This is a genomic window from Companilactobacillus metriopterae, assembly GCF_004117915.1.
Taxonomy (GTDB): Bacteria; Bacillota; Bacilli; order Lactobacillales; family Lactobacillaceae; genus Companilactobacillus; species Companilactobacillus metriopterae.
Genome location: NZ_RSTD01000001.1, coordinates 63138 through 89043, shown reverse-complemented (window position 1 = coordinate 89043; position 25906 = coordinate 63138). Strand labels below are relative to the sequence as shown.

The following is a 25906-nucleotide window of genomic DNA, read 5'->3' as shown; positions in this document are numbered from 1 at the left end:
ATCGTGATTAAATATTTATACAGGACTTGATGTTTTTTCAACCAAGTCCTGTTTTTTATAGGGTGTATTGTGGGAGAAATTTATGATTAGTTTATGGATCATTGGAATTATTGTTGCATTACTTATTATCAATACGGTTGTTGCTTTAATAACTGTTTTTATTAAACCAAGAAGCACTGTTACAGTTTGGGCTTGGATTCTGGTCTTAGTTTTACTACCAGGTGTTGGTTTTATTTTATATGCTTTTTTTGGACGTGGAATTGCTCGAGAAAAGCTATTTAACTTTACTAGTCAGGAATACTTGGGTGTTCAACAAGTTAAAAAGATGGCTGTCACCGATCAGAACAGTATTCAATTAAATTCTGCAACGGATCAAACAAAGTATGCTAGTTCTGTTGTTAATTTCTTCAACAAAACTGAAACAACACCAATTACACATCATAATGAAGTTGAATTGATTTTTGATGGTAAAGAAAAATTCAAGAAGATGTTTGCTGACATTCGTGCTGCTAAAGAAACAGTACACGTTGAATATTATGCCTTTATCGATAGTGATATTGGTGATCAACTTTTATCTTTACTAGTGGATAAAGCCAATGAAGGATTAGAAGTCCGCGTGCTCTATGATCCATGGGGATCTACACATACAAAACCTAGTTACTTCAATCCTCTAAAAGAAGCTGGTGGTGAAGTAGTACAATTTATCACTGCAAAAAACTCTATTTCAAAAACTCGACTAAACTATCACTTACATAGAAAAAACGTAATAATTGATGGTTATATTGGCTACATTGGGGGATTTAATGTTGGTGATGAGTACCTAGGTAAATCTCCAAAATTTGGATATTGGCGTGATTCTCATGCTAGAATTTCTGGTACAGCTGTATTACTACTTCAAGAAAGATTTTTTATGGATTGGAATGCATCATTATCTAGAAGAGATGAGAAATTACCTTTCTCAGAAAAATATTTCCCTAGAGATCGCTCTAATAAAAATGCAAATATACCAATTCAAATTGTTGCTGATGGTCCTGACAACAACGAGGAAATTTTAAAAGATGGTTTCATTGATATGATCATGAAAGCAAAGGAAAGTGTCTGGCTTCAAACTCCATACCTTACCCCTGACGATGCAGTGTTCACTGCTTTGACTATTGCTGCTAGATCAGGAATTGACGTTAGAATAATGATTCCATGTATGCCTGATCATGCGTTCATCTACCGTGCAACACAATACTATGCAAACTTATTAATTAGATATGGTGTAAAAGTCTACACTTACGAAAATGGATTTTTACATGCAAAAACTTCTGTGATTGATGGGAAATACGGTTCTGTTGGATCAATGAACCATGATTATCGAAGTTATCAATTAAACTTTGAAATGAACGCCTTTTTCTATGATACAAATGTTGCGCAACAAATTAAGAATTCATTTTTAAATGATCTCGAAGTGTCTCATGAATTAACTCAAGAAATTGTCGATCAACAAAGTCCATGGTTAAAATTCAAACAAAGATTCTCAAGATTGCTGGCTCCAATACTTTAAAAAAAAGACATCCCAATGGGATGTCTTTTTTATATTATGTTATCGATTACTTCAACTTCTACGTCTTTGTTTAACTTAGTATCTAAGAAAGATCTGATTTCTTGATATGACCGGTTAAAGCTTAAATTGATTTGTCTTAATCTACTAGTTTGAAAAATAACTGATGATTTTGGTTTATCATTTAAATTAACACTGATAATAGTTACTCTTTGAATATCAGAGTAGTTTATAGCTCCAGAAAAGAAGCCACTGGCTATAATCTTTCTTGTTCCTAAGCCACCTATGCCACCTACCAATGCTGACGCAAGGAATTCAGCTACCATAATTATATATAGTATATTCGCATCAATACCTACTAATAGGAAAGCACCTATAAGAACAGTGTATATTAAAGCTGATATTTTATATATTGACCGTATCTCAATTTGAGACTGCCAATAGACACTATATAAACCACCGAGTAAGAAAAATATATCAATTACGATTAAAAATATTGTCATGATTAATCTCCTCTTTAATCCTTATTCTAAATGACTTAGTAACTATTAACAATAAATTTACCAATAAAGTCTGATTGATTGTTACAATTTGAACATTCGGATAAAATTTCATAATCTAAATAGTATTGATAAATAATATTTACGATTAAGTTAAGCAAGCCTAATTTTTTTGTTTTATATATTTAATTATCTTTAACAAAGTGTTATTATGATAGAGGTTAAAGGAGGGGACAACCTTGAGTGAAAATAAATCAAAACACGAAAGTATTATTCAACATGCTAATGGCCCATCTCTAGAAGAGATCAACAACACTGTTGAAGTTCCAACTGATGCAAGTTTCTTCAAAACTTTATTAGCATACAGTGGACCAGGAGCTCTTGTAGCTGTTGGATATATGGATCCTGGTAATTGGGTTACATCAATTGCCGGTGGTGCACAATATAAATACACATTACTATCCGTTATCTTACTATCCAGTTTGATCGCTATGTTACTACAATACATGGCTGCTAAACTCGGTATTGTAACTGGTAAAGATCTTGCTCAATTAACAAGAGAGCGTACATCAAAAAATGTTGGTATTATGCTTTGGATAGTCACAGAGCTCGCAATTATGGCGACAGATATCGCCGAAATTATTGGTTCTGCCATTGCCCTCAAGCTGTTATTTAACATCCCTATTCTATGGGGTGTAATAATTACCGCATTCGATGTCCTACTCCTACTTGTTCTTATGAAATTGGGATTCAGAAAAATCGAAGCCATCGTTGCCGCACTTATCGTGCTAATTTTAGGAATTTTCCTATACGAAGTACTACTTGCACAACCTAAATTTGGTGAATTAATGACAGGATTTATCCCTGAACCCAAGATTTTCCAAAACAAAGGTATGCTTTACCTATCACTTGGTATTGTTGGTGCTACTGTTATGCCCCATAATCTATACCTACATTCATCAATATCTCAAGCTAGAAAATATGATAAAAACGATGAGGATAGTGTAAAACGTGCAGTTAGATTTTCAACATGGGATTCTAACATTCAACTTACATTAGCCTTCGTAGTTAACGTCTTATTACTTCTACTTGGTGCTGCTTTATTCTATGGTACAAACAGTGACCTTGGTCGTTTTGTAGACTTGTACAATGCTTTACAAAACCCTAAAATTGCCGGTGCTGTTGCAAGTCCACTGTTGAGTACATTATTTGCCATTGCCCTACTAGCATCTGGTCAAAATTCAACAATTACAGGTACCCTATCAGGACAAATTGTTATGGAAGGTTTCATTCACTTAAAAATGAAGCTTTGGGTAAGACGTGTGGTTACTCGTCTACTTTCTATTATTCCTGTTATAGCATTTGCTATTATTTTCAGAGGGAATGAAGCCAAAATTGAAGAACTACTTACATTCTCACAAGTATTTCTAAGTATTGCTCTTCCATTCTCCATTTTCCCTCTTATTGCCTTTTCAAGTAATGAAAAATTAATGGGTAATTTTAAAAATGATGCTTGGATGAAATACCTTGGTTATGCTGTCGCAATTATTTTGACAATATTGAACGTTTGGTTAATTTATTCAACATTTATGCCATCATAATAAAATATAAAATTTGAGCAGAACTTCTTCGGAAGTTCTTTTTTTATAGTAAAATATAGATATTACTATAAAAGGAGCACACTAATTGAATGCAATTATAGATATGTATTCTCCATTTTTTGATTTACAAAATTGGAAGACTGTTATTGAATCAGGGAATGACTGGTTAATTATTTTATCATTGGTTATCATGGAATGTATTTTATCCGTTGATAACGCCCTGGTGCTAGCAACCCAAACTCAAACTCTTAAGACAAAAAGTGAACAAGAAAAATCACTGTTCTATGGTTTGATTGGTGCTTATATCTTTAGATTTTTAGTTATCGGTATCGGTGTTTACTTGATTAACTTCTGGTGGATTAAGGCCTTTGGTGCACTATACCTATTTTATCTATTTGTTAGTCATTTTATTCACCGTAACAAAGAAGTTGATCCTGCAGATATAAAGCCTCATGAAACAAAAGGTATTTACAAATATCTAAAGATTTCTCACTTCTGGCAAGTTGTTATTTCAATCGAACTTATGGATATTGTTTTCTCAATAGATTCCGTTCTGACTGCACTTGCTATTTCTGATAATCCTGTAATTGTCTTGTTAGGTGGTATGATCGGTATTCTAGCAATGAGAGGTATCGCTGAACTTATTATGGGTCTTATGCGTAGAGTACCCGAATTACAAGGAATGGCATACTTCTTAATTTTATTTATTTCTATCAAATTGTTCTTATCAATTCCAATGATTGATATTGAAGTTCCAAATATGTTATTTGTTGGTGTACTAGTTGTATCAATTATTATTACTATAATAATTCACCAAATTAATAACCGTAGAAAAAAATAAAATTCATAAATAATTCATATTTTCAAAATAATTACTTCAAACTATTTCATTATTATAGTAACCATAGATAAGAGATACACAAGCACCTCTTTCTATGTAATATTCCCCCCTATAATAATATATTCCCCTAAAAATACCTTTCCCCTGAGGTATTTTTTTATTGGATTAATTATATTTACAATCTTCACAAATTATTCACATTTATTATATATATAATTCATAGTTAACCTGTATATTAATAACCATAGAAGAGCTAATAACTCTTCTACCCCCCCTATAACATATTTAATCCCAAATACAATTTATATATTATATATTTAAAAGAACACCACTCCCCTTGGTGTTCTTTTTTCGTTTTGTTGACAATGTTTAAAAAATTGTCTATAGTTAATTAAAATTATATAGTCCTTTAACGTAGTCCCGTGAGACTAACAAGGAAAACACTTAGGCTTTTTATGTCGTATTTTCACGGGATAAAAGGCTATTTTTTTTACACTTTTTGGGGGAGATTTTAACTATGGACACAAATGATAAGAATTATCGTAATCCAGATGCAGTTCTTGATATCTATGATAAGCCGCCACTAGGTAGTTGGTTTATCCTATCTCTTCAACATTTATTTTCTATGTTTGGTTCAACAGTTTTAGTTCCACTGTTGGTAGGATTAGATCCAAGTATTGCGTTATTTAGTTCTGGTGTAGGAACAATATTGCATATTCTAATTACAAAACGACGAATTCCTGCATATATGAGTTCCAGTTTTTCATTCATTGTTCCTAGTATTGCATTGATGAAAACTGTTGGATTTCCTGCAGTTGCACAAGGAACGATTGCCGTTGGTGCTGTTTACTTGATTGTTGCATTACTTGTTGGTTTTGTTGGATATGGTTGGATAGATAAAGCTTTACCACCTATCGTTGTCGGTCCGATAGTGATTGTTATTGGATTAGCATTAGCTGGATCAGCTGCTACAGATTCTACAATGAATAATGGTACTTACGATTTAAAATTCTTCGGAATTGCCATGTTCACGTTGATAACAACAGTTTTTTTCAACATGTACTTAAAGGGATTTTTGAGTAACATCGCTATTTTATTAGGTATTATCTCAGGATATTTACTATCAGTGATACTTGGGGTAGTTAATTTCTCTAAAGTTGCTAGTTCTCCTTGGTTTGCATTACCAAGTTTTGAAATTCCTTTTATTAACTACACTCCTCATACAATTTATTGGGGTGCAATTTTAAGTTTTGCTCCTCTTGCTTTTGTCACAATGGCAGAACATCTGGGACATATCATGGTGCTTGATGAATTGACACATAGAAACTTCTTCAAAGATCCTGGATTACATAGAACATTAGCCGGTGACGGTACTGCTTCTATTGTTGCTGGATTGCTTGGTGGTCCTCCTATTACGTCTTACGGTGAAAATATTGGTGTTATGGCCGTCAATAAAATATACAGTGTATATGTAATTATCGGTGCCGCTGTTTTTGCAGCAGTATTTGGTTTTGTTGGTAAACTAAGTGCATTAATACAGACAGTTCCTGGACCAGTAATTGGTGGTATCAGTTTCGTACTATTCGGTGTTATTGCTTCAAATGGTCTAAAAATACTAATAGACAACAAAGTAGATTTTTCTCAAAAACGTAACTTAATGATTGGTTCCGTCATTCTAGTTATTGGTATTGGTAATGCAATGCTTCAAATTGGCTCATTCCAATTTAGTGGTATTGGTGTTGCTACAATATTTGGAATCGCTCTGAACCTAATACTTCCTAAAGAAGCTAGATCAGAAGAAAAAGAGTAACCTTTTAAGGTTACTCTTTTTTTATTGCCAATAAATTAATTAATTCATCAACTTGTGCTTTCAATTTCTTACCATTATCAGTATCACTAACGGTCTTCATTTTAACAGATTGTTCTATCACTCTTTTAGTTGATACAACATCAGTCATGTTTTGAATTGCCTTTTCGCGTGTTGTAAATGGCTCATGCGTTACAAGTTGTAATCCAAAGGAATTAGATAATAAGGTATATCCTCCAATTCCCGTGGTTTTTTGATATGGTTTCGACATACCACCATCGATAACAAAAATTTTGCCATTTGCCATGATTGGTGAATTACCAATTTTTACAGGGGTATGACCATTAATAATATGACCTTGTTCTTTATCCAAATCAAATTCATCAAACAAAATATCAGCGAACCATTCTTCTTTTCTCAATGAATAATAGGGATTCTTATGTTCTTTATGTAAATCCTTATCCTCTATAAAGTATCTCTCAAAAGTAGTCATAGCTGATTTACCAAACAATGGCGATAACTTCCCTGTCCAAAGATACCAAATCAAATCCGATTGAATAGAATCATCAACTGAGGGATGTTCAAATTTATTAAATATGTTTTGTTCAAAATAATCGAATAGTTGTCGACCTGAGTAAACTTGATTATTCATTTGAAATTGAAGCATATTTCCAGATTTATCAACTGGAACACAACCATGAATTAGAAGATTGCCGTTATTTTTTAAATACATAGAACCATGTTCTACCATGTACTGTAAGTGTCTGCGCAAACTAACTGAACTAATAAATTGCTTAGCTAGATCATCGATTATTTCTTGTTCACCCTTTGTTAATTGATACGGGTTATCAGGATCAACTAATTGAAAGCAGCCATTTTTTATATAATAAATTCTATCAGCAATCTTAATTTTTTGACCGTCATCAAATAATTTTTCCAATAATTTACGGTCTTCCATTTTAAATTCAGGTCTACGGTCTATTGCCTGACCCTCTAGCTTAAATTGAATAATAGCCATAGCTTGCTGAACACAATTATCAATGTTTTGTATTTCTGCATCGATAGTCTTACCTGTATCTGATTTTGGATTGAATGAGTCCAAAGGTTTATAATTTTCTACAGCAAATTTTTCCAATTTTGACGTATCGATGTTATAAGCTTCATTTAACAGATTTAAATTATCATATCGCGAACTTATTCTGACAAGATTAGCTACACAAAGCTTTGAACCTGATGCACTACCAAGCCAGAGAATATCATGATTACCCCATTGAAAATCGACTTTAACATTTCGATGGATTAGATGCTCAATAATGAGATCCGGATGAGGACCTCTATCATAGACATCCCCTATGATATGAATATGATCAACCACTAGTGCCTGAATTGTATGGCAAGTGGCAATGATGAACTGGTCTGCCATACCCAATTTGATAATACTATCCATTACATCAAAATAATATTTATTCTTTGTTGCCTCAGCTCTATCAACATATAATAATTCTTCTGTGATATAAACAAAATCTGCATCTAGAGCCTTTCTAACCTTAGAACGTGTGTATTTTTTGGCAGTGTACTTTAATAACTGTATTAGTTCATTAAAAGTATTTAAATACCACTGAACTAATCTATCCTCTGATGTAAATTCACTTTTTGTTTTAGATAAAATCTCAGATGGATAGTAAATAAGAAAGGCTAATTTCTTCTGATTTTCCTCAGTTAATTGTCCTGTAAATATCTCAGATATTTTTTGTCTTGTATTACCCGAACCATTACGAAGAATATGAACAAATTCATCATACTCACCATGAACATCACTAACAAATTCTTCAGTTCCCTTTGGTAAGTTTAAAATAGCTGAAAGATTGATTATTTCAGACTTTATTTCATTATCATTTAAAAATTGTTGTTTCATGAACATACCCTTCCTTTCAAATATAGAAAGCACTTACATAATAGCATTATCAAGGCTAATTTTATATTTAATTATTCTAATTATTATTTGAGGATAATTTTTTATGAATTATTTGAATATTAATGTAGAATTAAGATATCAAGGAGGATATTCATATGTCATTATCAATTGATTCAAAAGTAACTTTAAATAACGGTGTGCAAATGCCTCAATTTGGCTTGGGTGTTTGGCAAACAAGTAATAAGAATGCCTCACAATCTGTCCAATGGGCAATTGCCAATGGTTATCGTGCCATTGATACTGCCAAGCAATACGGAAATGAGGCTGGTGTAGGTGATGGTCTTAAAAAGGCTATTGCAGATAATAATCTAAACCGTGAAGATATATTTTTAACTACAAAAATATATGACGGTGATCAAGGTTACGATTCAGCCATAGAAAACTTTGAAGGACAATTGAAAGCACTGCAAGTTGACTATGTTGACCTGCTTTTGGTTCACTGGCCAGTAACTGATAAATATCTTGATACTTGGCGTGCTTTGGAAACAATCTACAAGGAAGGCAAAGCCAGAGCTATTGGTATATCTAACTTTGACATTATTCGTATGAAAGATATCTTGAAACATGGCTCTGTCAAACCTGCAGTTAATCAGATGGAATTCAATCCACTATGCCAAGAAGATGATATCAAAGCATTCTGTGATGAAAACAATATTTATCTTGAAGCATGGTCTCCACTAGGTAGTGGATCTGTTCTCAATGATTCTCGTCTACAAAAATTTGCAGATAAGTATAACAAGACAGTTGCTCAAGTAATTCTTCGTTGGGATTTGCAACGTGGAATTATTACAATTCCTAAGTCAATTCATGAAGACCGTATCAAACAAAACGCTGATATTTTTGACTTCGAATTGTCAGATGAAGATGTTCAAGAAATTAACAATTACAATATAGAAAAACGTGCAATCTGGTATGGTGATTTCTATTGGTATGGAAATCCTGAGGGATATCGCGATTCAGTTTCACATATTGAAGACTAAAAAAAGATCACCTTCTAGGTGATCTTTTTTTATGATGCTTGTTTTACTAAACTTGTAACACCATCGTTAAATGATATTAACCCATGATCTTTATCAATCATAGCGCCAGAAAGTTTGTTTTCAACTATAACTGCAAGGAATTCTTCAAATCCTAGTGACATACCTACAGTTGCCCATACGTGTGCAAATGCTGCATCTAGATCCAAGACTGTTACTTGTTCCAAAGTAGTATTTTGATCATATTCATAATTTGTTAAATCAGGTTCACCACTAATGGTAGCAATTGATAAGTTTTCTACGTTATATTCTACTGATTCACTAGCATCTTCAAATCCTTTAATTTGAACACCCCACTGGAATTCACTGTCAGGATCTGTAGCAAATTTGATATCACTGCCAGCATTCATAGATATACCTACAATATTTTTATTAACTAATAAAGGACGTAGATACTTGTTAAATGTGTCTTCCATAGCCCAAGAAACGATTATATCTGATGGATTATACTCTTTTTCACCAAAAGCTGAATAAGCATCTTTTGTAACTGATTGGATAAAAATTGCTTTTGAATAGATAGATTGAAAGTCTGGTGAGTTTACAAGATCATAGTTTTCACCATGTCTATAGTTATTAATCATTGAAGTTGGATTAGTTAGTGAAAACTCTTCTTGAATTCTTTCCATGCGTTCTGAAATTTCAGCAGTAGCTTCATTTAAACTATCTTGTACATCAGCATTTAAATCAGTTGCAGCAATTTTTATTGTAATATTTGTGTCCATCTTGTTAATTACCATTGCTGGATAATAATACTTGTTAAATAAATTTTTCATAATTAAGTCCTTCTCTCGATTTACGTTGTCTATGTTTTTAATTTCTATTTATTAACTTGAAACCAAGTATATCGGGATTTTTTGAATTAATTATGAACATTGTGGGTAGTTAATAGGAATAATTAATTAATAAAAAAAGAAGCTTAATAATAAAACATTAAGCTTCTTTTTTCTTACCCATTGAAAAGAATATATTTAAAATTATTGCTGCAAAACTACCAATTACAAGACCGTTATTTAAAATAGTTTGTAAAGTTGATGGTAAGAAATGAAGTAGATTTGGTTGAACTGTAACTCCCAATCCTAAACCAATAGCTACTGCAATTATTAACATATTATCGTTATTTAAATTAACTTTTGATAACATACGAATACCTTCAGCACCAACAGTACCAAACATAATTAACATGGCCCCACCTAGTACAGATGTAGGTATCATAGTTGCAATTGCACCTATCTTAGGTATCAATCCTAGTATTATAAGTAAGAATGCTGAATAATACACAGGTTTTTTACTCTTAATTCCAGATAATCTAACCAAGGCCACATTTTCTGAGAATGTTGAGTATGGAAATGTATTAAAGATACCACCTAAAACAGCAGCTAATCCTTCAGATACATAACCTCTTTGTAAATCTGATTCATCTAATTTTCTATCAGTGATCTCAGCTAAAGCATAGAAAACACCAGTAGATTCAATCATACAAGTCAAAGCAGCTAGAATCATAATTAATGACGATGACCATTCAAACTTGGGAACATCGAAGTAAAATGGTCGTGGTATTTGGAACCAACTAGCATCATTAAAACTTGCTATTCCTACTTTTCCCAATCCGGCGGCCACTAGTGAACCGGCAAGAATTCCAATTAAAACAGCAGTTCTTTTGATAAATCCTCTACCCCAAACATTGATAATTAAAATAAGTAATGCTGTAGAGAATCCTAGGATTAAATCAGTTGGATCTCCAAAATTTTTGGCAGTTGGATCTCCACCACCAATATTTTGAAAAGCAACTGGTATCAAAGTAAATCCAATTAATGTAATCAATGAACCAGTTACAACTGGTGGGAAAAATCTCTTTAGTTTCGCAAAGAACTTGGCTACTACCATTATAAAAATTCCTGCAATAATAATAGAGCCATACATATAGGCAAGTCCAAAATGCTTACCTATATTTTGTAACGGTGTTACATACTGAACAGCCGCACCTAGAACAACGGGTAATCCGACACCCGTAAGTGGTGTTCTTTTTAGTTGAAGTAACGTAGCGACCCCACACATGAATATATCCACTGAAATCAAATATGTCATTTGTTTAGCGGTAAATCCTAATGCAGCACCGACCAAAAGTGGTACAAGCACATCTCCCGAATACATTGCAAATAGATGTTGAAATCCTAAAATAAGATTCTTACCAAAGGATTGCTGTGGTTCCTCGTTACGAATATCCATAGTCCCCTCCAACATTAAGTTTTGAAAATTATATCACTTTTTCAGAAAGGATTGAATGACTTAATCAAATGAAAACAAATTCATTTCAAATTTAATGTGATAATATGAAAGTGTCGATTAGGAGGAAGTTTAAAAATGAAAAAAAATCATTTAGATGATGCTTGTACAACAATTTTAGTTGGAAAGAATGCTAGTATTGATGGTTCTACTATGATTGCTAGAAATGATGATACATTTTTAGCAGTTTCACCACACAGTTTTGTCATGAATCCTGAAGTAAAAGGTGAAGAAGGACGTACTGTTAAATCTTGGTTAAATAAATTTGAAGCTCCCATTCCAGCAAATGGTCATAAGTGGCCAGCTGTTCCCAATGTTGATTATAAAAAACATGGTTACTATGACGAAAGTGGTATTAACGGAGTAAACGTAGCAATGTCAGCTACTGAAAGTACATATGGTAATGAACGTGCATTGGCATATGATCCACTAGAAGTTGATGGTATGGACGAAGATACTATTGTGAGAATGGTTCTTCCATATGTAGATTCAGCCAAAGAAGCCGTTCAAAGAACAGGTAACTTAATTAAAGAATACGGATCTCCCGCTGGAAACTCAGTTTTATTCAGTGATAAAGATGACGTTTGGTATATGGAAATTGTTACTGGTCATCACTGGGTAGCTCAACGTATTCCCGATGACAGTTATGCCATAGCAGCAAATCGTGTTTCTATTCAACAAGTTGATTTTGATGATTCAGAACAATTTATGTGGTCAGATGGTATCCAAGAATTCGTTGAAAAATATCATCTTAACACTGACCAAACTGGATGGAATTTCCGTCATATATTTGGTACAGATAATATGAAAGACCGTCACTACAATACTTCTCGTGTATGGTATGGTCAAAGATACTTTAATCCTGAAATTATTCAAGATCCAGAAGATGGCGAATTACCATTCATCATGAAGACAGATAAAAAAATTACAGTTGAAGATATAGAGTATGTACTAGGATCTCATTACAATGAAACTCAATATGATCCACTAGGTACAGGTTCTGATGAAGATAAATATCGTTACCGACCTATCGGTCTAAATAGAACTCAGAATTCTCATATTTTACAAATTAGAAATGATGTACCCAAAGAATATGCTGCTATTATGTGGTTCTGTTTTGGATACCCTACATTCACTCCATTTGTGCCATTCTACACAAATATGGATGAAACACATGAATCATATCGAGATACCGATTTAAAATTCAATTTCAAAGATGCTTACTGGATGTTCAATTCATTGGCTGTTCTAGTTGAATCTCATCATAAAGAATTCATTCAAGATGATATTGATTGGTTAACAGATTTGAAACAAGAATTCAGAACATTCATTGCAAAAACTGACGAAGAAGCAGCAACAAAATCACCTGATGAAATGTCAGCCTTCCTTACAAAGAAAAACAATGAATTAACTGAAGAAGTACAAAATAAAGTTCATGATTTCTTTGGTCAACTTTATACTAAAGGAATTACCTTATCTAAACTTACATTTAATATGGATAAAAATCTTTAATATAAAAAGCTTAACTATGTAGAATATAGTTAAGCTTTTTATTTTTCGAATCGCTAGAAAAACCAATTAAGGTAAGTAATGCTACAATTAAATTATTATTAGTGATATTCTGTATCCTATAAATAATATTAGCCAAATATTTAATGTTGTAGGTATAATAGAAAATAAGAATTTATTATTAAAAGGGGAATTATTATGGAAGAAAAGAACAAATTAACTTCCGGTACTTTGCGTAGGGGATTTTGGCTTGCATTTGCTGCTTCATCTCTTTGGGGTATTTCCGGTGTTGTAATGCAATTGGTAGCCAAGGATTTCCAGTTACCTGCTGTTTGGTTTATTGGAACAAGAACTACCGTAGCGGGAGTTCTATTATTGGTGATTTCTTTATTCGTATTACCAAAGAACCAATTCTTCGCTATTTTTAAAAATTGGAAAGACACTCTCACTTTAGTGGCGTTTTCAGTATTTGGATTATTAGCTAATATGTATACCTTCTTTTATGCTATTAAAACTGGTAATTCATCTACAGCTACGATTCTGCAATACTTATCACCATTGTTTATCATGGTTGGAGCTGTATTGTTTTTCCACAAAAAAGTACTTCGTGTAGACGTAATTTCATTTGTACTCGCATTAATTGGGGTTGTTCTTTTAATTACTCGAGGAGATATCAGTCATCTTTCAATACCTGTTAGTTCACTACTTTGGGGTATCGCATCTGGTGCTACTGCTGCTTTATATGTAGTTATTCCTCAAAAGCTAATTGCAAAGTATAATGGTTTGCTAATCACTGGTTGGGGTATGTTGATTGCTGGTATTATATTTAATTGCATTCGTCCCATATGGGTCAACCCACCAAAGATGGAAACAAACGCTATTATAGGTGTTTGTGCTGTTATTTTAATCGGTACTGTTGGTGCTTTCTTACTAATGGTATTCAGTACAAAATATACAACTGCAGCCACTGTAAGTATTACAGATGCTGTTCAACCATTTGTCACACTTATTCTAAGTATTCTATTCTTAAGTTATGACGTTAACTTTATAGAAATTCTAGGTGCTGTTATTGTTGTATTTGCTATTTATATTCTAAGTAGATACGACACTGGTAATAAATAATTTCGGAGGTAAAGTATGAAAATATTTGGATATGGAATTAGAGAAGACGAATTACATGCATTAAATCAATGGATTGACAACAATCCTGATGTAGAAGTTCAATACACGGATAAGACACTCACACCTGAAACTGCTGCCTTAGCAGAAGGAAGTGATGGAGTTGTTACTTTACAAACTACTCCATATGAACGTGCTGCACTAGAAAAGCTAACTAGTTTTAATATTAAATATATCTCAATTAGAAATGTAGGATATGATAATTTTAATCTTCAAGATCTATCTGATTTAGATATGACATTAACTAATGTTCCTGTCTATTCTCCATATGCAATAGCTGAACACGCTTTACTTCTTGCCGGAAGATTATTAAGAAGAGTTCCAGAAGTGGACAGAAAATTTGACGAAGGTGACTTCACTTGGGCCCCTACTATTGGTAAGGAACTTAGAGAACAAACTGTTGGTATCATTGGTACAGGTCATATTGGACAAGTCGCTGCTCAAATGTTTAACGGTATGGGTAGCAAAGTTATTGGTTATGATGTTTCTGAAAAAGACAATTTCAAAAAATATGGTACATATGTTGAAAGTCTAGAAGAACTCTATCAAATTTCTGATATTGTTGATTTGCACGTTCCTCTTTTTGATAGCAACAAATATATGATTAATGACGAATCCATCGCCAAAATGAAGGATGGAGTTTTCATTATAAACGCTGCCAGAGGAGAACTGATTAACACAAAATCTCTTATCAAGGGACTAGATTCTGGTAAAATTGCCGGAGTTGGACTTGATGTATTGGACAATGAAAATACTGTCTTTGGTAAAAAAATAGGTAGTATTGAAAATATTTCTGATCCGGATATCAAGAATCTTGCAGAACGAATTAACGTTATCATCACACCTCACAATGCATTCTATACAGAAACAGCTGTTTATAACATGATTACTGTTGCATTTGACTCTAGCAAAAAATTAATTTCTGGTGAACAACCTGAAAATATTGTAAAACCTAAATAAATACAAAAAAAGAAGTTGCCATAATGGCAACTTCTTTTTTATTTTAATTAATAAAATACTCTTTTAACACCTGCAATGTTTCCTCTGTTAGACCAAATACTTGAAATTTGGACTTTTGAAGGCCATGAATCAATCATTGTATTTCCATCTAATAAAATTCCGACGTGCCAAATCACACCAGTGCTGGGATCAGTGAAGAATATCAAATCTCCTCTTTGTCGATCAGCAAATCTAATTGATTGAAAATTATTATCTTGCCACATCAACCTAGAATTCCATTCATTTCCTGGTTGAGCATGTTGGATAGATGAATATCCTGATGTATCAATTCCTGCAGCATATAGTGATTGAGTAACTAGACCTGAACAATCAACGCCATAATATGGATAGCTTGAACCACCTGAATACCAAGGTTGTCCTAAGTATTGTCTTGCTTGATTAATCATTGCTTCCACATAATCACTTCTTGTTGATTGTTTATTTATAGCTAATGGAGCCACATAAGAATCTATATCATACCAATCTGATTCGGAAAATCCCATAGCTTTCCATGTTGCAAGATCTGTAATTCCTGTAACAGGTAAACCTACTCGAGATTGAAGATTTCTTACCGCATTAATACAGGCGCTATCATAAATAGTGTGCTTGTTTGATAAACCAAAATGTCCTCTTACCAAAGCTACTTTAACACCTTCTACACCACTATATAAATCGTATCCTACATTTCCTTGCGGTTGTATTTGAGTGTACTGTATCTGATACATTCCAGATGGATTCTGATATGCCGGACTTTGACTTGGATCATATGTAGTTGAATCATTACTGTTCAACCAAATATCAGTCGCAATTTGATAATATGTAACACCATCAACCACGACAGTGCTAGAATATTTCCATTCTGAACCACTGGGTAAAATAGTCCCCAATTGGTTTACATCATTAGAATCAGATAAGTATGAATATTCCATTGCTCCCCAAGACTTAACTCTTAAGTAGCCACTAGAATTTGTATTTTCTGATGACAGTAATGTCTTAGTACTTTCAGTAAATGCAAAACTATCTTGCTCAGTGCTCTGTGCGTAAGTTGATACTGGTTGCCCCAATAACAATATTGTAGAAAATGAAGCTAATAAAACTACCCTATTCAATTTTTTCATATATTAATCCCCTGCCCAAATGTATTAATAAAATAATATCATAAATAAATTATTCTATACAGTCTGAATCCAACCTTCAGGTGCTTCCACATCTCCAAATTGAATACCTGTTAAAGTATCATATAGTTTCTGACTAACTGGTCCTACCTCTGTCTCACTATAAAATACGTGGAAATTACCGTCGTGTTCTATTCCACCAATTGGTGAGATAACAGCTGCTGTCCCACAGGCACCTGCTTCTTTGAATTGATCTAATTCATTTATATCAATTTTTTCTTCAGAAACTTTCATACCGAGTCTATTTTCAGCTAACCACAACAATGAATACTTAGTTATACTTGGAAGAATAGATGGTGAAATAGGAGTTTTGAATTCATTGTCTTTAGTAATACCAAAAAAGTTGGCCGCTCCTACTTCTTCAATATATCTATGCTCTAGAGGATCTAGATAGACACAATCCGCAAAACCTCTACCTTTTGCGTCTTCCTCAGGCAATAGACTTGCAGCATAATTACCACCAACTTTAGCTTGACCAGTACCTCGATGAGCTGCACGATCCAGTTTAGAAGTTGTAAAATTGACTGGTTTTAAACCACCTTGAAAATAACTTCCAACCGGCATAGCAAATACAGTAAAAATATATTCAGAAGCTGGACTTAATCCGATATTTTCACCTACACCAATGATTAATGGTCGAATATACAAAGTCGAACCAGTCCCATATGGAGGTACAAAATCTCTATTAGCTGAAACCACTGATTTTACTGCTTCCACAAACTTATCTTCAGGATATTCCGGCATTAACAATCTTTGACATGATTTTTGTAATCTTTTAGCATTTTGGTCTGGCCGGAACAATTGAATTTTATCATCTTTAGTTCTATATGCCTTCAATCCCTCAAACGCCTGTTGACCATAGTGAATTGCCGGAGAACCCTCATTAATAGATAGGGTACTATCTTCAGTCAATCCTCCATCTTGCCATTCTCCATCCTTATAATGTGCCAAGTAACGATATGGCAAGTCCATATAATTAAAACCTAAGTTGTTCCAATCTATTTTATTTGCATCTGCTTTTACCATAATTATTCCACCTTTCATTCTAAAAATTAGAAATTAATTAGAATTGTTAGTTAAATCGTAATTTGTAATCGTTACTTTGTCAATTATTACAGGTATTATTAATATAATAAAAAGAACCCAACACTTAATTGTGTTGAGTTCTTTTATTTAAACAAATTTGTAATGATGATAAGCACTATCATAGCAACAAAAAAAATAACATTTAAATTTAGATTTTTTTCTTTATTGTATCTATATATAATCACTGATATAACAGTAGACAGCAAAAGTGCCATAAAAATTATCATTTTTACCTCTCATTAGATAATATGAAATATCTTTAAAATAATATACGAAACATGTTGGAATATAAAAACAAATATGAAAACTTCATCAGGTCCAAATTTCTTAATAACTCTTCTAAAACTAGGAATAGTCTCATAAAGTATAAACCCTACGAGCAAAAGTATACTTAACAAAACTAAATATCCTACTATATCGTGGTATAAACCTAGAAAACTAATCATCTACAACACCTTCTAATACAAAAAGTCTTGTTTTATAAGTAAAACAATACCACACCTTCAGATTAATAAATATGAGATTAATATATAAAAAAACACAATGCTTGAATTAATCAAACATCGTGTTTTATTTTCCAATTAGGAAATTATTTTGAAGCTTTTTCATCGCGACTCTTTAGAAAGTTGATAACTTCTAAAGTTTTCTTTTGACGATCTGTACCGTTCTGTGCGTTTACGGGACGGCGGTGACCTGTCATACCTTTATGATTATTTTGTGACATCGAAAATCCCTCCTCCCTTTCTTACTTGAATGTTACTAACCTTAATAGTATAAATGGATAACTTTATTTTTTCAAGTGTTATTTAAGCCCAGTTACCATTTCTCATAACTGGAACTGCTGAGCCATCTTCTAAAATACCATCAATGTTCATATCATCAGACCCTACCATAAAATCTACGTGTGTTTGAGATACATTCATACCATGCTCGCCGAGCTCTTCATCTGACATCTTGGTACCACCTTGAATGTTAAATGGATATGCGGCACCTATCGCCACATGATCTGATGCATTTTCATCGAATAAAGTATTATAAAAAATAATTCCTGACTCTGCTATTGGAGATTTTTGAGGTACCAGTGATATTTCACCTAATGAATGAGTTCCAGCGTCAGTTTCAATAAGATCTTTTAAAATTTCCTCTCCAGTGTCAGCTTTGGAATCAATAATTTTACCATCTTTAAATGTTAATTGGATTCCCTCTATCAGACTTCCAGAATAACTTAATGGCAACGTAGAACTAATTACTCCATTAATATTTCGATTATCAGCCGAGGTAAAGACTTCCTCTGTTGGCATATTGGGAACGAAGAAATTGCCTGAAATATCATTAGTTCCAGCAGCCTCCCAAAGATGATTCTTTGGTAAACCGATTGTTATATCAGTTTTAGCTGACTTATATTTTAATGCTTTAAATTGATGTTTATTTAACCAATCTGCTTTTTCATTTAAAGTAGAGATTTGTTTATCCCATGCTAGTTCTGGATCGTCTTGATCCACTCTAGTTGTCTTAAATATTTCTTCCCATAACTTATCTTCTGCTGCTTCTGAAGAAAGATCTGGAAATACTTTTTTTGCCCATTCTTGATCAGCTGCTCCTACAACTAACCAGCTAATATCATTATTTTGAGTTGATTTACGTACTGATTTCCAAGCTTCTCCCAGTGACTTCTGATACATTGATAATCTTTTAGAATCAACATCCTTAAGTTCATCTGGTGCACCCGATAATACAGATATTCTTGAAGCCTTCTTTTCCATCAACTGATCTGCCTTTTGAGAAACATATGCAGGTTGATTTTGAAGTCGATCTTCACTAGCGTGATTCAAAAAACCCTTTGTAATCTCTGAATCATTCCACTCAACTACAACCTCATTAGCACCTAGTTGATAAGCTTGATCAACAATTTTTCTAGCTAATTTCAATTGATTAACACTAATATATAGTATTATGGTTTGTCCCGGTTGAACGTTTACACCATTTTGTGTAATTAATTTAGCATACTTGTCTAACTTTTCATCAAAATTTGGTAATGTCATAATAATACCTCCAGTATTGGTTTTTTCATTCTATCACTAATAATATTGTTATATAATAAAAATTATATTAAATAAAATATTATGTACGAGGACAAAATTATCGAAAACAGCAAAAGATCAATCATTCAAAATTTGAGTTACATCTATTTTTTAGTAATCGGGGGGCCCGCTCTATATATCGGCTTCATTGCATCATTAATGTCAGTAGCGGCCTCACCCAATCCATATTTATGGCTTTGGGTGGAAATGATCATTGTTATACTTGTAGTACCTCTAATTCTAATAACTTTGTTGCATAAAAACTATAGTTTTATTTATCCTATAATTTTAATAGTTTGGGGTGTCATTACATTTTTTCAAATCATACCCCTAGTAATAATTGGTGTATCTGGTTGGATATACAATGATTACCATAAAAAACCTATTGAATCAACAAAAACAGATCAGCAAAATGACGAGAATTGAGCATAAATATTGTATAGCATAATTACAATTAGCACTTATATTTATAATATTAAAAACAGATCTCAAAAAGAATGAAAAAAATAACTTACGAGGATTTTTTATTTATGCTAGGCTAGATATCTAGTAATAAATAAGGAGTTTTAAAATGCCAAGAAATTTAAAAGAAGAATTACTATTTACTCTTGTGATGGCCGGCTTGATGGTTTTAGTCATGGCTGGTTATAACATTGCACTGAATGATGGATTTAGCGATGGATATGTCATGGAAGTATTGAAGGGATACCCTCTAGCATTAATTTTTGCTGGTGCTGTAGATTTGATAATTGTTGGACCAACAGTTAAACATATATTTTTCAAACACATGATTACTGATTATATGAAACAAAAACAAATCCGTATTGCTTTAGCTATCTCAACTATGATGGTTCTAGGAATGGTAACTATCATGTCAGCATTTGGAATGGTTATGCAACAAAGTTTTGGTAGCAATATCTTACTATCATACCTACATATCTGGATTTTCAATCTTATTCTTGCTCTACCTTTACAAATACTTTTAGTAGGGCCTATCGCAAGAAAAATCTTAGCTTCTGTTCAAAAAACCGCAGAATAAAGATAGAGACTTATAAATAAATATTATTATATAAAAAAGAGTAATTACTAATTTTTAGTAATTACTCTTTTTTTGTGGACATTTGAATTAGCTAAATAATAGCTATTTAGCATTATGTTTATTTTATTAGAGAAGTCTTAATAATTGAAATGATGTATGATAGTGTTAGCCTACAGTTGAATAACTATTAGGGGGAGAAAAATGAAAGACTTTACAAATAAGAATGTAACCTTACCACTTACACTAAACCTCATTATTACCTTTGGTAATTTCTTTTCACTTCCTTTTTTAACGTTACTACTTCAACACAGAGGCATGAAATTAACGCTTATCGGAATAATTTTAGGTATCCCATCATTTATATCATTTATTGCTAGTCCTCTGATTTCATATCTACTAAATAGATATTCCCCTAAACTAATTATGTTTATTTCATTCTTCCTAATAATCGTGGGATTCTCAGGTTATACCTTACTTCAAAGTTTTTACGGATTAGCATTAAGCGCTTGCCTAGTAGGTCTAGGTTTTTGTATTTACAATCCTATTTATCAAACACTATTGTCAAGTCTGCCAGGTAAACAGTCAGATAGAGCCATGATGACCAGTTATTGGTTAGCCAATCTAGCTGGAGCAATAGGTCCTCTGGTTGGTAGTTTAATCGGTGGTGGTAAAAGCTCTAAACCATTCATACTTTACATTGTTCTTTTATTTATTGCGCTAATTCCAGTATCTCTAATTGATTACACAATAATAAAGGTTGATAAAGATAATAAAAATATTCTGAAAAACACTTTTTGGAGTGTGCTAAAGAATCATACTTTCCTACTACTAGCTTCAATTTATTTACTATATTTCATCATAGAAACTCAATACGATTCTTCTTTTGCTATTCATTTACAAGCCATAAGTAACAATGGAGCCAGATACTTATCATACATGATGCTTTCACTTACTGTATCAGTGTTGCTTTCCCAATTAATTGTAATGACTTTTGCAAAATACGAGAAATATAAATTGGAAATTTTTATAGGTCTAGTTCTATACCTTCTTGCAATTATTGGATTTATTTTAATTAAGAATGTTCTAATACTCTCAATTGTTGTCGGAAGTCTGCTAGGTGTTGGAGAATCAATGATAGGCCCAAGAATTCAAATACTGATAGGTAAATCTGTTTCACCTGAACAAAAATCCACGGCATTCACATTAAATAATGGATTTGGTAATATTGGTTATTCTCTAGGACCCTCTTTAGGGTTATCACTTATAGCATTCAACTTTAATCTATATGGAATTATATTGTTTGGTTTAATAATTTTAATAGGTTTTATATTCTTTCTATTTTTCAAATCTCAACCTTTATCTGCTGAAAAAGAATCATAAATTAGAAGTACTATGATAAAATGAGTTTAATATTTATTAGCGAGGTTGGTCATGAAACCAAAAACAACAGCTGTTCAGATTACCGGATACGTTATATGGGGAATTGAAACTGCTTTTATTATTTTAATAGGATTAATTGTAGGATTAGCTCTGGCAAATGGTGATAAAGGAACATTTACAGCTACTGAAATGTCTGTATTAATTTTTGTCGTTTGTTTGATAGGATTTTTTATGATTGCACTTCAAGTTCTTAGCTTCTTTGCAATTTTTAATCTGCATCGTAACTATTCAATGGTTTGGCCAATTATTTTGACAATAACTGCTGCTCTATCGTTTAGACTCATGTTAATCCCTTCAATCTGGGGAATCATTTATAATCTACAAAATAAAACCCACTCAATTTAATGAGTGGGTTTTTTATATTTTTAATACCAAGATGGCTTATCTCCGTCAGTGTTAGGTTTATTCACACCAATTGAATCACGAACGTAATCACTAGGATTTTTAGTTGTATCAACGACTACCTGAGCAATAGACTTACGGGATACTTCTGTACCTTTAAATGTATCCTCACGATGGGTAACTTCAAAGTTAACCTCATCATTATTAGTCAACCATGCAGGACGAATAATAGTATATTCGAGATCCGATTCTTCAATAACTTTGGCCGCTGCTGCATATTTTGTGATATATGATCCCAAAATATTATTATTCCATTTACCAAATTCACCTGGAACTTCATCGTATATACCAAGTGTTGATATCCAAATCAAACGTTTAACACCAGAATTGTCCATTGATTCTACGACAGATTTAGCTTGTTCTTCTATATTATCTCCTGCTACATTAGCATATACGATATCTACTCCATTCAGAGCATTGGACAAACTATTCTTATCAGAAGCATCGCCTTCAACAATTTCTACGCGATCACTTTCTTCAATAGACAATTTGTTAGGATGTCTTAAATACAATCGTAAATCAAAATCTGTTTGATCAAGATATAGTTCTTCGGCAATTTGTGCTATTTTGCCCCCAGCGCCCAATATCAATACTTTTGTCATAATTAAAGCCCCCAATTATTAAATTATAAATACAATATAATCCAATTTTTGATTTATTACAAAAAATATTTCTCATAACATTAAAAGCTAGTTTGTTAGTATTTTATCAATCTCCAATGATATACTTAGTGAGTAAAATAAAAATATTGCGAGGTAAGAAGTAATGACTAAAGTAATTATGGACTGCGATCCTGGTATTGATGACGCTATTGCGTTGACTGTTTTACTTGCTCATCCTGAAGCTGCTGATCTAATCGGAGTAACTACTATCGGTGGTAATGTACAACTTGATAAAGTGACAAAGAATGCTCAAAAGCTACTTACTTTCCTAGGATCCAACACTAAAATTGCTATGGGACAAAGTAATCCCTTAGTAAAAGAAATTGAAACAGCTGGAGAAATTCATGGAAAAACTGGAATGGACGGATATCAATTTCCTGAAAATAGCTTGGACTATCCTATAGCTAGTGACAACGCTATAACATTCATGAATGAAGAAATTACTAATTCAGATGAAAAAGTAAATATTGTTGCCACTGGTCCTCTTACAAATGTTGCTTTACTTCTTAAAACTTTCCCAAAAGTTGCTGAAAAAATTGAACATATCTATGTTATGGGTGGATCAATTGAACAAGGAAATATCACACTAGCATCTGAATTCAACGCTTATGTTGATCCTGAAGCAGCAAAAATTGTTTTTGACTCAGGATTGCCAATCACTCTTTCTGGTCTTAACTTAACTGAAAATAAAGCCTATCTAACAATGGATGAAATATCACAAATAAAAAATCTTGGCAAAACTGGTGAAATGGCTAGTGCTATTTTAGACTTCTACGCATCAGCTGAACGCGAAAAAGGAATGACTAAAATTCCGGTACATGATGCATGCGCAGTAATAAGTCTAGTTGCTCCAGAACTATTCACCAAGAGCGAAAAATTCAATATTGAAGTCAGTCTTACTAATGATCAATTCCGTGGTATGACTTATCCTGATAGACGTGTATATGCTCCAGATGATAAAAACATTGAAGTACTAGAAGATGTAAATCGTGAGAAATTTGTTCAATACATTTTTGATTCAATTCAAAGTCATAATAAATAAATTAAAAAAGCTACCCAATTGGGTAGCTTTTTTAATTATTAGCAACAACATCGTCATATGATTTTGTTCCTTTATAAATATCATCCTTAAGAGGATTTTTCTTAAACTTGTAAATACGATATAGATTTAAAATTAGAACTAAGATATTTGCAATCAATGCAATCGAACTAACTGTCATTAATGCTGCATTAGAATGGCTGCTCTTTACTGCAAATTGAGAACTTGTAACAAATGCTGGAACCGACATTGTGAACATCATCCAGAATGCTAGCGTTTGAGCACGAGCTTGTAACCATGTACCTCTTTTTACAAAGAAAGCTGCTAGAGTACATGAGATTAGCAATGCTGCTCCTGCATAAAATGAATGATCACCAACACAATTATAAACGTACGCAAAGTTCCATAAATCATAAGCGATTATCCAAGGCCAAATTTGATCAGGCCAAATCATATCTTTTTGCTTATCTTTACTAATAAATATTCCAAACCAGCCCGTAATTGTAATAATGTTTAGAATACCAGCAATACCGTTCATTATATTCCAGGCACCACCATTCATAAATACACCGTCAATCATTCCATGCATACCATAAACTTGGAAATCTCGAATAACTGCTTCAAGAATGTTTACACTTAAAATAATTGGTGGGAATAATAAATACCACTTGTTATTTTGCAATGATGGTATAAATCTTAATGCCATAAATCCTAAACATCCTGCTAACGCAGAATACACTTTAACCCAGTGGAACCAGGTACCTGTACTGCTACCTGGTCCGGCAGTAGTAGGCCAAACAAAAATAGTTAAAATAACTGGTACAGCAACAAACAAAATTAAAGCTATCCATTTATTTATCCTAGCAAGTTCATTTAAGCCCATTAATGCAGCTATAACTAGTATCCAAACTAAAAAGTCTGCCCCTGATATATTTTGAAATAGAAACATAATAATCACCCCGATATAATGAATTCTTTCACAAATTCATTGTATCGCAATTATTAAAATATTAATAGAGCAAAAAGAACACCCAGCAGGGTGTTCTTTAGTTTAGATCATATTTTTTATTTATGATAAGTACGATGACTATTAATCATAAAAGATCTATATATTTGTTCAGTTAATACGAGACGCATTAATTGATGTGGATAAGTTATCTTACCGAAACACAGTTTAAAATCTGCACGTTGATAGACTTCATCGCTAACTCCTAAAGATCCCCCGATTATAAATGTAATATCACTTGTTCCATAAGTTGATAAATCATCTATTTTTGCTGCTAACTCTTCAGATGTCAGTTCTTTGCCTCGAAGATCTAACAAGATAACATATTCTTTATCCTTTATCTTCTCAAGAATTCGAACTCCCTCTGCTTCCTTAACCATTTTTTCTTGCGCATCACTTAGCGTATCTGGTGCTTTTTCATCGCTACATTCAACTATTTGTAATTTACAAAATGCAGAAAGTCTTTTGGAATACTCTTCAATTCCATTTTTTAAATACTTTTCCTTAAGTTTTCCAACAGTTATTATCTTAATGTTCATCTATCTACTCCTACCCCTTAGTTTTTAACAATACTTATTCACATCTATGTGATGCATCGATATCTAAAGTAATTCATTAGTTATTAACAGCTAAAATAATGTTTGTGTTTTTCTCAATAGTGCCCTTTAAGCTTATTATATCAGCGTTAATTACTATTAT

Annotated in this window: 23 protein-coding genes; 12 read left to right on the top strand and 11 right to left on the bottom strand. The window is 32.7% G+C overall.

The genetic code is table 11. The features are described 5' to 3' along the window. Positions 1–82: 82 nt before the first annotated feature. Complete coding sequence (cls, locus tag EKN01_RS00455; protein ID WP_129044518.1) at positions 83–1549, top strand: cardiolipin synthase; 1467 nt, start codon at positions 83–85, stop codon at positions 1547–1549. Between the two features lie 29 nt (positions 1550–1578). Here cls and EKN01_RS00450 read toward each other — a convergent pair whose 3' ends face one another. After that, the gene (locus tag EKN01_RS00450; protein WP_129044517.1) at positions 1579–2049 is read right to left on the bottom strand and encodes a hypothetical protein; all 471 of its coding nucleotides are present in this window, start codon (positions 2047–2049) and stop codon (positions 1579–1581) included. Positions 2050–2285: 236 nt separating this feature from the next. Between EKN01_RS00450 and EKN01_RS00445 the strand changes: the two genes are divergently transcribed. The 3 genes from EKN01_RS00445 to EKN01_RS00435 all read left to right on the top strand — a co-directional run bounded on the left by EKN01_RS00445 (position 2286) and on the right by EKN01_RS00435 (position 6298). Then, entirely contained in the window at positions 2286–3647 is a 1362-nt protein-coding gene (locus EKN01_RS00445) for an Nramp family divalent metal transporter (RefSeq protein WP_099974272.1), read from the top strand. An 85-nt stretch (positions 3648–3732) separates the two neighbouring features. Next, complete coding sequence (locus EKN01_RS00440; protein ID WP_129044516.1) at positions 3733–4488, top strand: TerC family protein; 756 nt, start codon at positions 3733–3735, stop codon at positions 4486–4488. 517 nt (positions 4489–5005) lie between these two features. Beyond that, a complete protein-coding gene (locus EKN01_RS00435) occupies positions 5006–6298 on the top strand; it encodes a uracil-xanthine permease family protein (RefSeq protein WP_129044515.1) in 1293 nt (430 codons plus the stop codon). 10 nt (positions 6299–6308) lie between these two features. On the opposite strand, the gene EKN01_RS00430 is transcribed toward EKN01_RS00435, so the two are convergent. Continuing rightward, entirely contained in the window at positions 6309–8216 is a 1908-nt protein-coding gene (locus tag EKN01_RS00430) for a fructose-1,6-bisphosphatase (RefSeq protein ID WP_129044514.1), read from the bottom strand. A gap of 149 nt (positions 8217–8365) precedes the next feature. Between EKN01_RS00430 and EKN01_RS00425 the strand changes: the two genes are divergently transcribed. After that, positions 8366–9250 carry an aldo/keto reductase gene (locus EKN01_RS00425; protein WP_129044513.1) on the top strand — a complete coding sequence of 295 codons (885 nt, stop codon included), beginning with the start codon at positions 8366–8368 and terminating at the stop codon, positions 9248–9250. 29 nt (positions 9251–9279) lie between these two features. On the opposite strand, the gene EKN01_RS00420 is transcribed toward EKN01_RS00425, so the two are convergent. Then, entirely contained in the window at positions 9280–10080 is an 801-nt protein-coding gene (locus EKN01_RS00420; protein ID WP_099974215.1) for a hypothetical protein, read from the bottom strand. 157 nt (positions 10081–10237) lie between these two features. Continuing rightward, positions 10238–11533, bottom strand: coding sequence for a nucleobase:cation symporter-2 family protein (locus tag EKN01_RS00415; RefSeq protein ID WP_129044512.1), 1296 nt, complete (start codon positions 11531–11533; stop codon positions 10238–10240). Positions 11534–11668: 135 nt separating this feature from the next. Between EKN01_RS00415 and EKN01_RS00410 the strand changes: the two genes are divergently transcribed. The 3 genes from EKN01_RS00410 (at position 11669) to EKN01_RS00400 (ending at position 15238) form a co-directional block, all read left to right on the top strand. Beyond that, on the top strand, positions 11669–13102 hold the full coding sequence (locus EKN01_RS00410; RefSeq protein ID WP_129044511.1) for a C69 family dipeptidase: 1434 nt from the start codon (positions 11669–11671) through the stop codon (positions 13100–13102). Positions 13103–13297: 195 nt separating this feature from the next. Next, complete coding sequence (locus EKN01_RS00405) at positions 13298–14221, top strand: DMT family transporter (RefSeq protein ID WP_099974212.1); 924 nt, start codon at positions 13298–13300, stop codon at positions 14219–14221. A gap of 15 nt (positions 14222–14236) precedes the next feature. Beyond that, positions 14237–15238 (top strand): D-2-hydroxyacid dehydrogenase, encoded by a 1002-nt coding sequence (locus EKN01_RS00400; protein WP_129044510.1) that lies wholly within the window; start codon positions 14237–14239, stop codon positions 15236–15238. A 47-nt stretch (positions 15239–15285) separates the two neighbouring features. Here the strand turns inward: EKN01_RS00400 and EKN01_RS00395 are convergent, their stop codons facing one another. The 4 genes from EKN01_RS00395 to EKN01_RS00385 form a co-directional block, all read right to left on the bottom strand. Then, positions 15286–16395 (bottom strand): C40 family peptidase, encoded by a 1110-nt coding sequence (locus EKN01_RS00395; RefSeq protein ID WP_129044509.1) that lies wholly within the window; start codon positions 16393–16395, stop codon positions 15286–15288. A 54-nt stretch (positions 16396–16449) separates the two neighbouring features. Next, entirely contained in the window at positions 16450–17478 is a 1029-nt protein-coding gene (locus tag EKN01_RS00390; RefSeq protein ID WP_129044508.1) for a branched-chain amino acid aminotransferase, read from the bottom strand. Between the two features lie 649 nt (positions 17479–18127). After that, the gene (locus EKN01_RS07950) at positions 18128–18262 is read right to left on the bottom strand and encodes a hypothetical protein (RefSeq protein WP_277750442.1); all 135 of its coding nucleotides are present in this window, start codon (positions 18260–18262) and stop codon (positions 18128–18130) included. Positions 18263–18344: 82 nt separating this feature from the next. Next, a complete protein-coding gene (locus tag EKN01_RS00385; protein WP_129044507.1) occupies positions 18345–19580 on the bottom strand; it encodes an aminopeptidase in 1236 nt (411 codons plus the stop codon). Between the two features lie 610 nt (positions 19581–20190). Here EKN01_RS00385 and EKN01_RS00380 point away from each other — a divergent pair. The 3 genes from EKN01_RS00380 (at position 20191) to EKN01_RS00370 (ending at position 22443) form a co-directional block, all read left to right on the top strand. Then, positions 20191–20658, top strand: a complete 468-nt coding sequence (locus EKN01_RS00380; RefSeq protein WP_129044506.1) for a DUF2798 domain-containing protein — start codon at positions 20191–20193, stop codon at positions 20656–20658. Between the two features lie 201 nt (positions 20659–20859). Next, on the top strand, positions 20860–22038 hold the full coding sequence (locus EKN01_RS00375; protein ID WP_129044505.1) for an MFS transporter: 1179 nt from the start codon (positions 20860–20862) through the stop codon (positions 22036–22038). A 51-nt stretch (positions 22039–22089) separates the two neighbouring features. Further along, positions 22090–22443, top strand: a complete 354-nt coding sequence (locus EKN01_RS00370; RefSeq protein WP_129044504.1) for a hypothetical protein — start codon at positions 22090–22092, stop codon at positions 22441–22443. A gap of 20 nt (positions 22444–22463) precedes the next feature. Here EKN01_RS00370 and EKN01_RS00365 read toward each other — a convergent pair whose 3' ends face one another. Next, positions 22464–23102 carry an SDR family oxidoreductase gene (locus EKN01_RS00365; protein WP_129044503.1) on the bottom strand — a complete coding sequence of 213 codons (639 nt, stop codon included), beginning with the start codon at positions 23100–23102 and terminating at the stop codon, positions 22464–22466. Positions 23103–23265: 163 nt separating this feature from the next. Between EKN01_RS00365 and EKN01_RS00360 the strand changes: the two genes are divergently transcribed. Further along, on the top strand, positions 23266–24204 hold the full coding sequence (locus EKN01_RS00360; RefSeq protein ID WP_129044502.1) for a nucleoside hydrolase: 939 nt from the start codon (positions 23266–23268) through the stop codon (positions 24202–24204). Positions 24205–24235: 31 nt separating this feature from the next. Here EKN01_RS00360 and EKN01_RS00355 read toward each other — a convergent pair whose 3' ends face one another. Both EKN01_RS00355 and rlmH read right to left on the bottom strand, forming a co-directional pair. Further along, a complete protein-coding gene (locus EKN01_RS00355) occupies positions 24236–25150 on the bottom strand; it encodes a DUF5692 family protein (protein ID WP_129044501.1) in 915 nt (304 codons plus the stop codon). Positions 25151–25266: 116 nt separating this feature from the next. Further along, positions 25267–25746 (bottom strand): 23S rRNA (pseudouridine(1915)-N(3))-methyltransferase RlmH, encoded by a 480-nt coding sequence (gene rlmH / locus EKN01_RS00350; RefSeq protein ID WP_099974198.1) that lies wholly within the window; start codon positions 25744–25746, stop codon positions 25267–25269. Between the last annotated feature and the right edge of the window lie 160 nt (positions 25747–25906).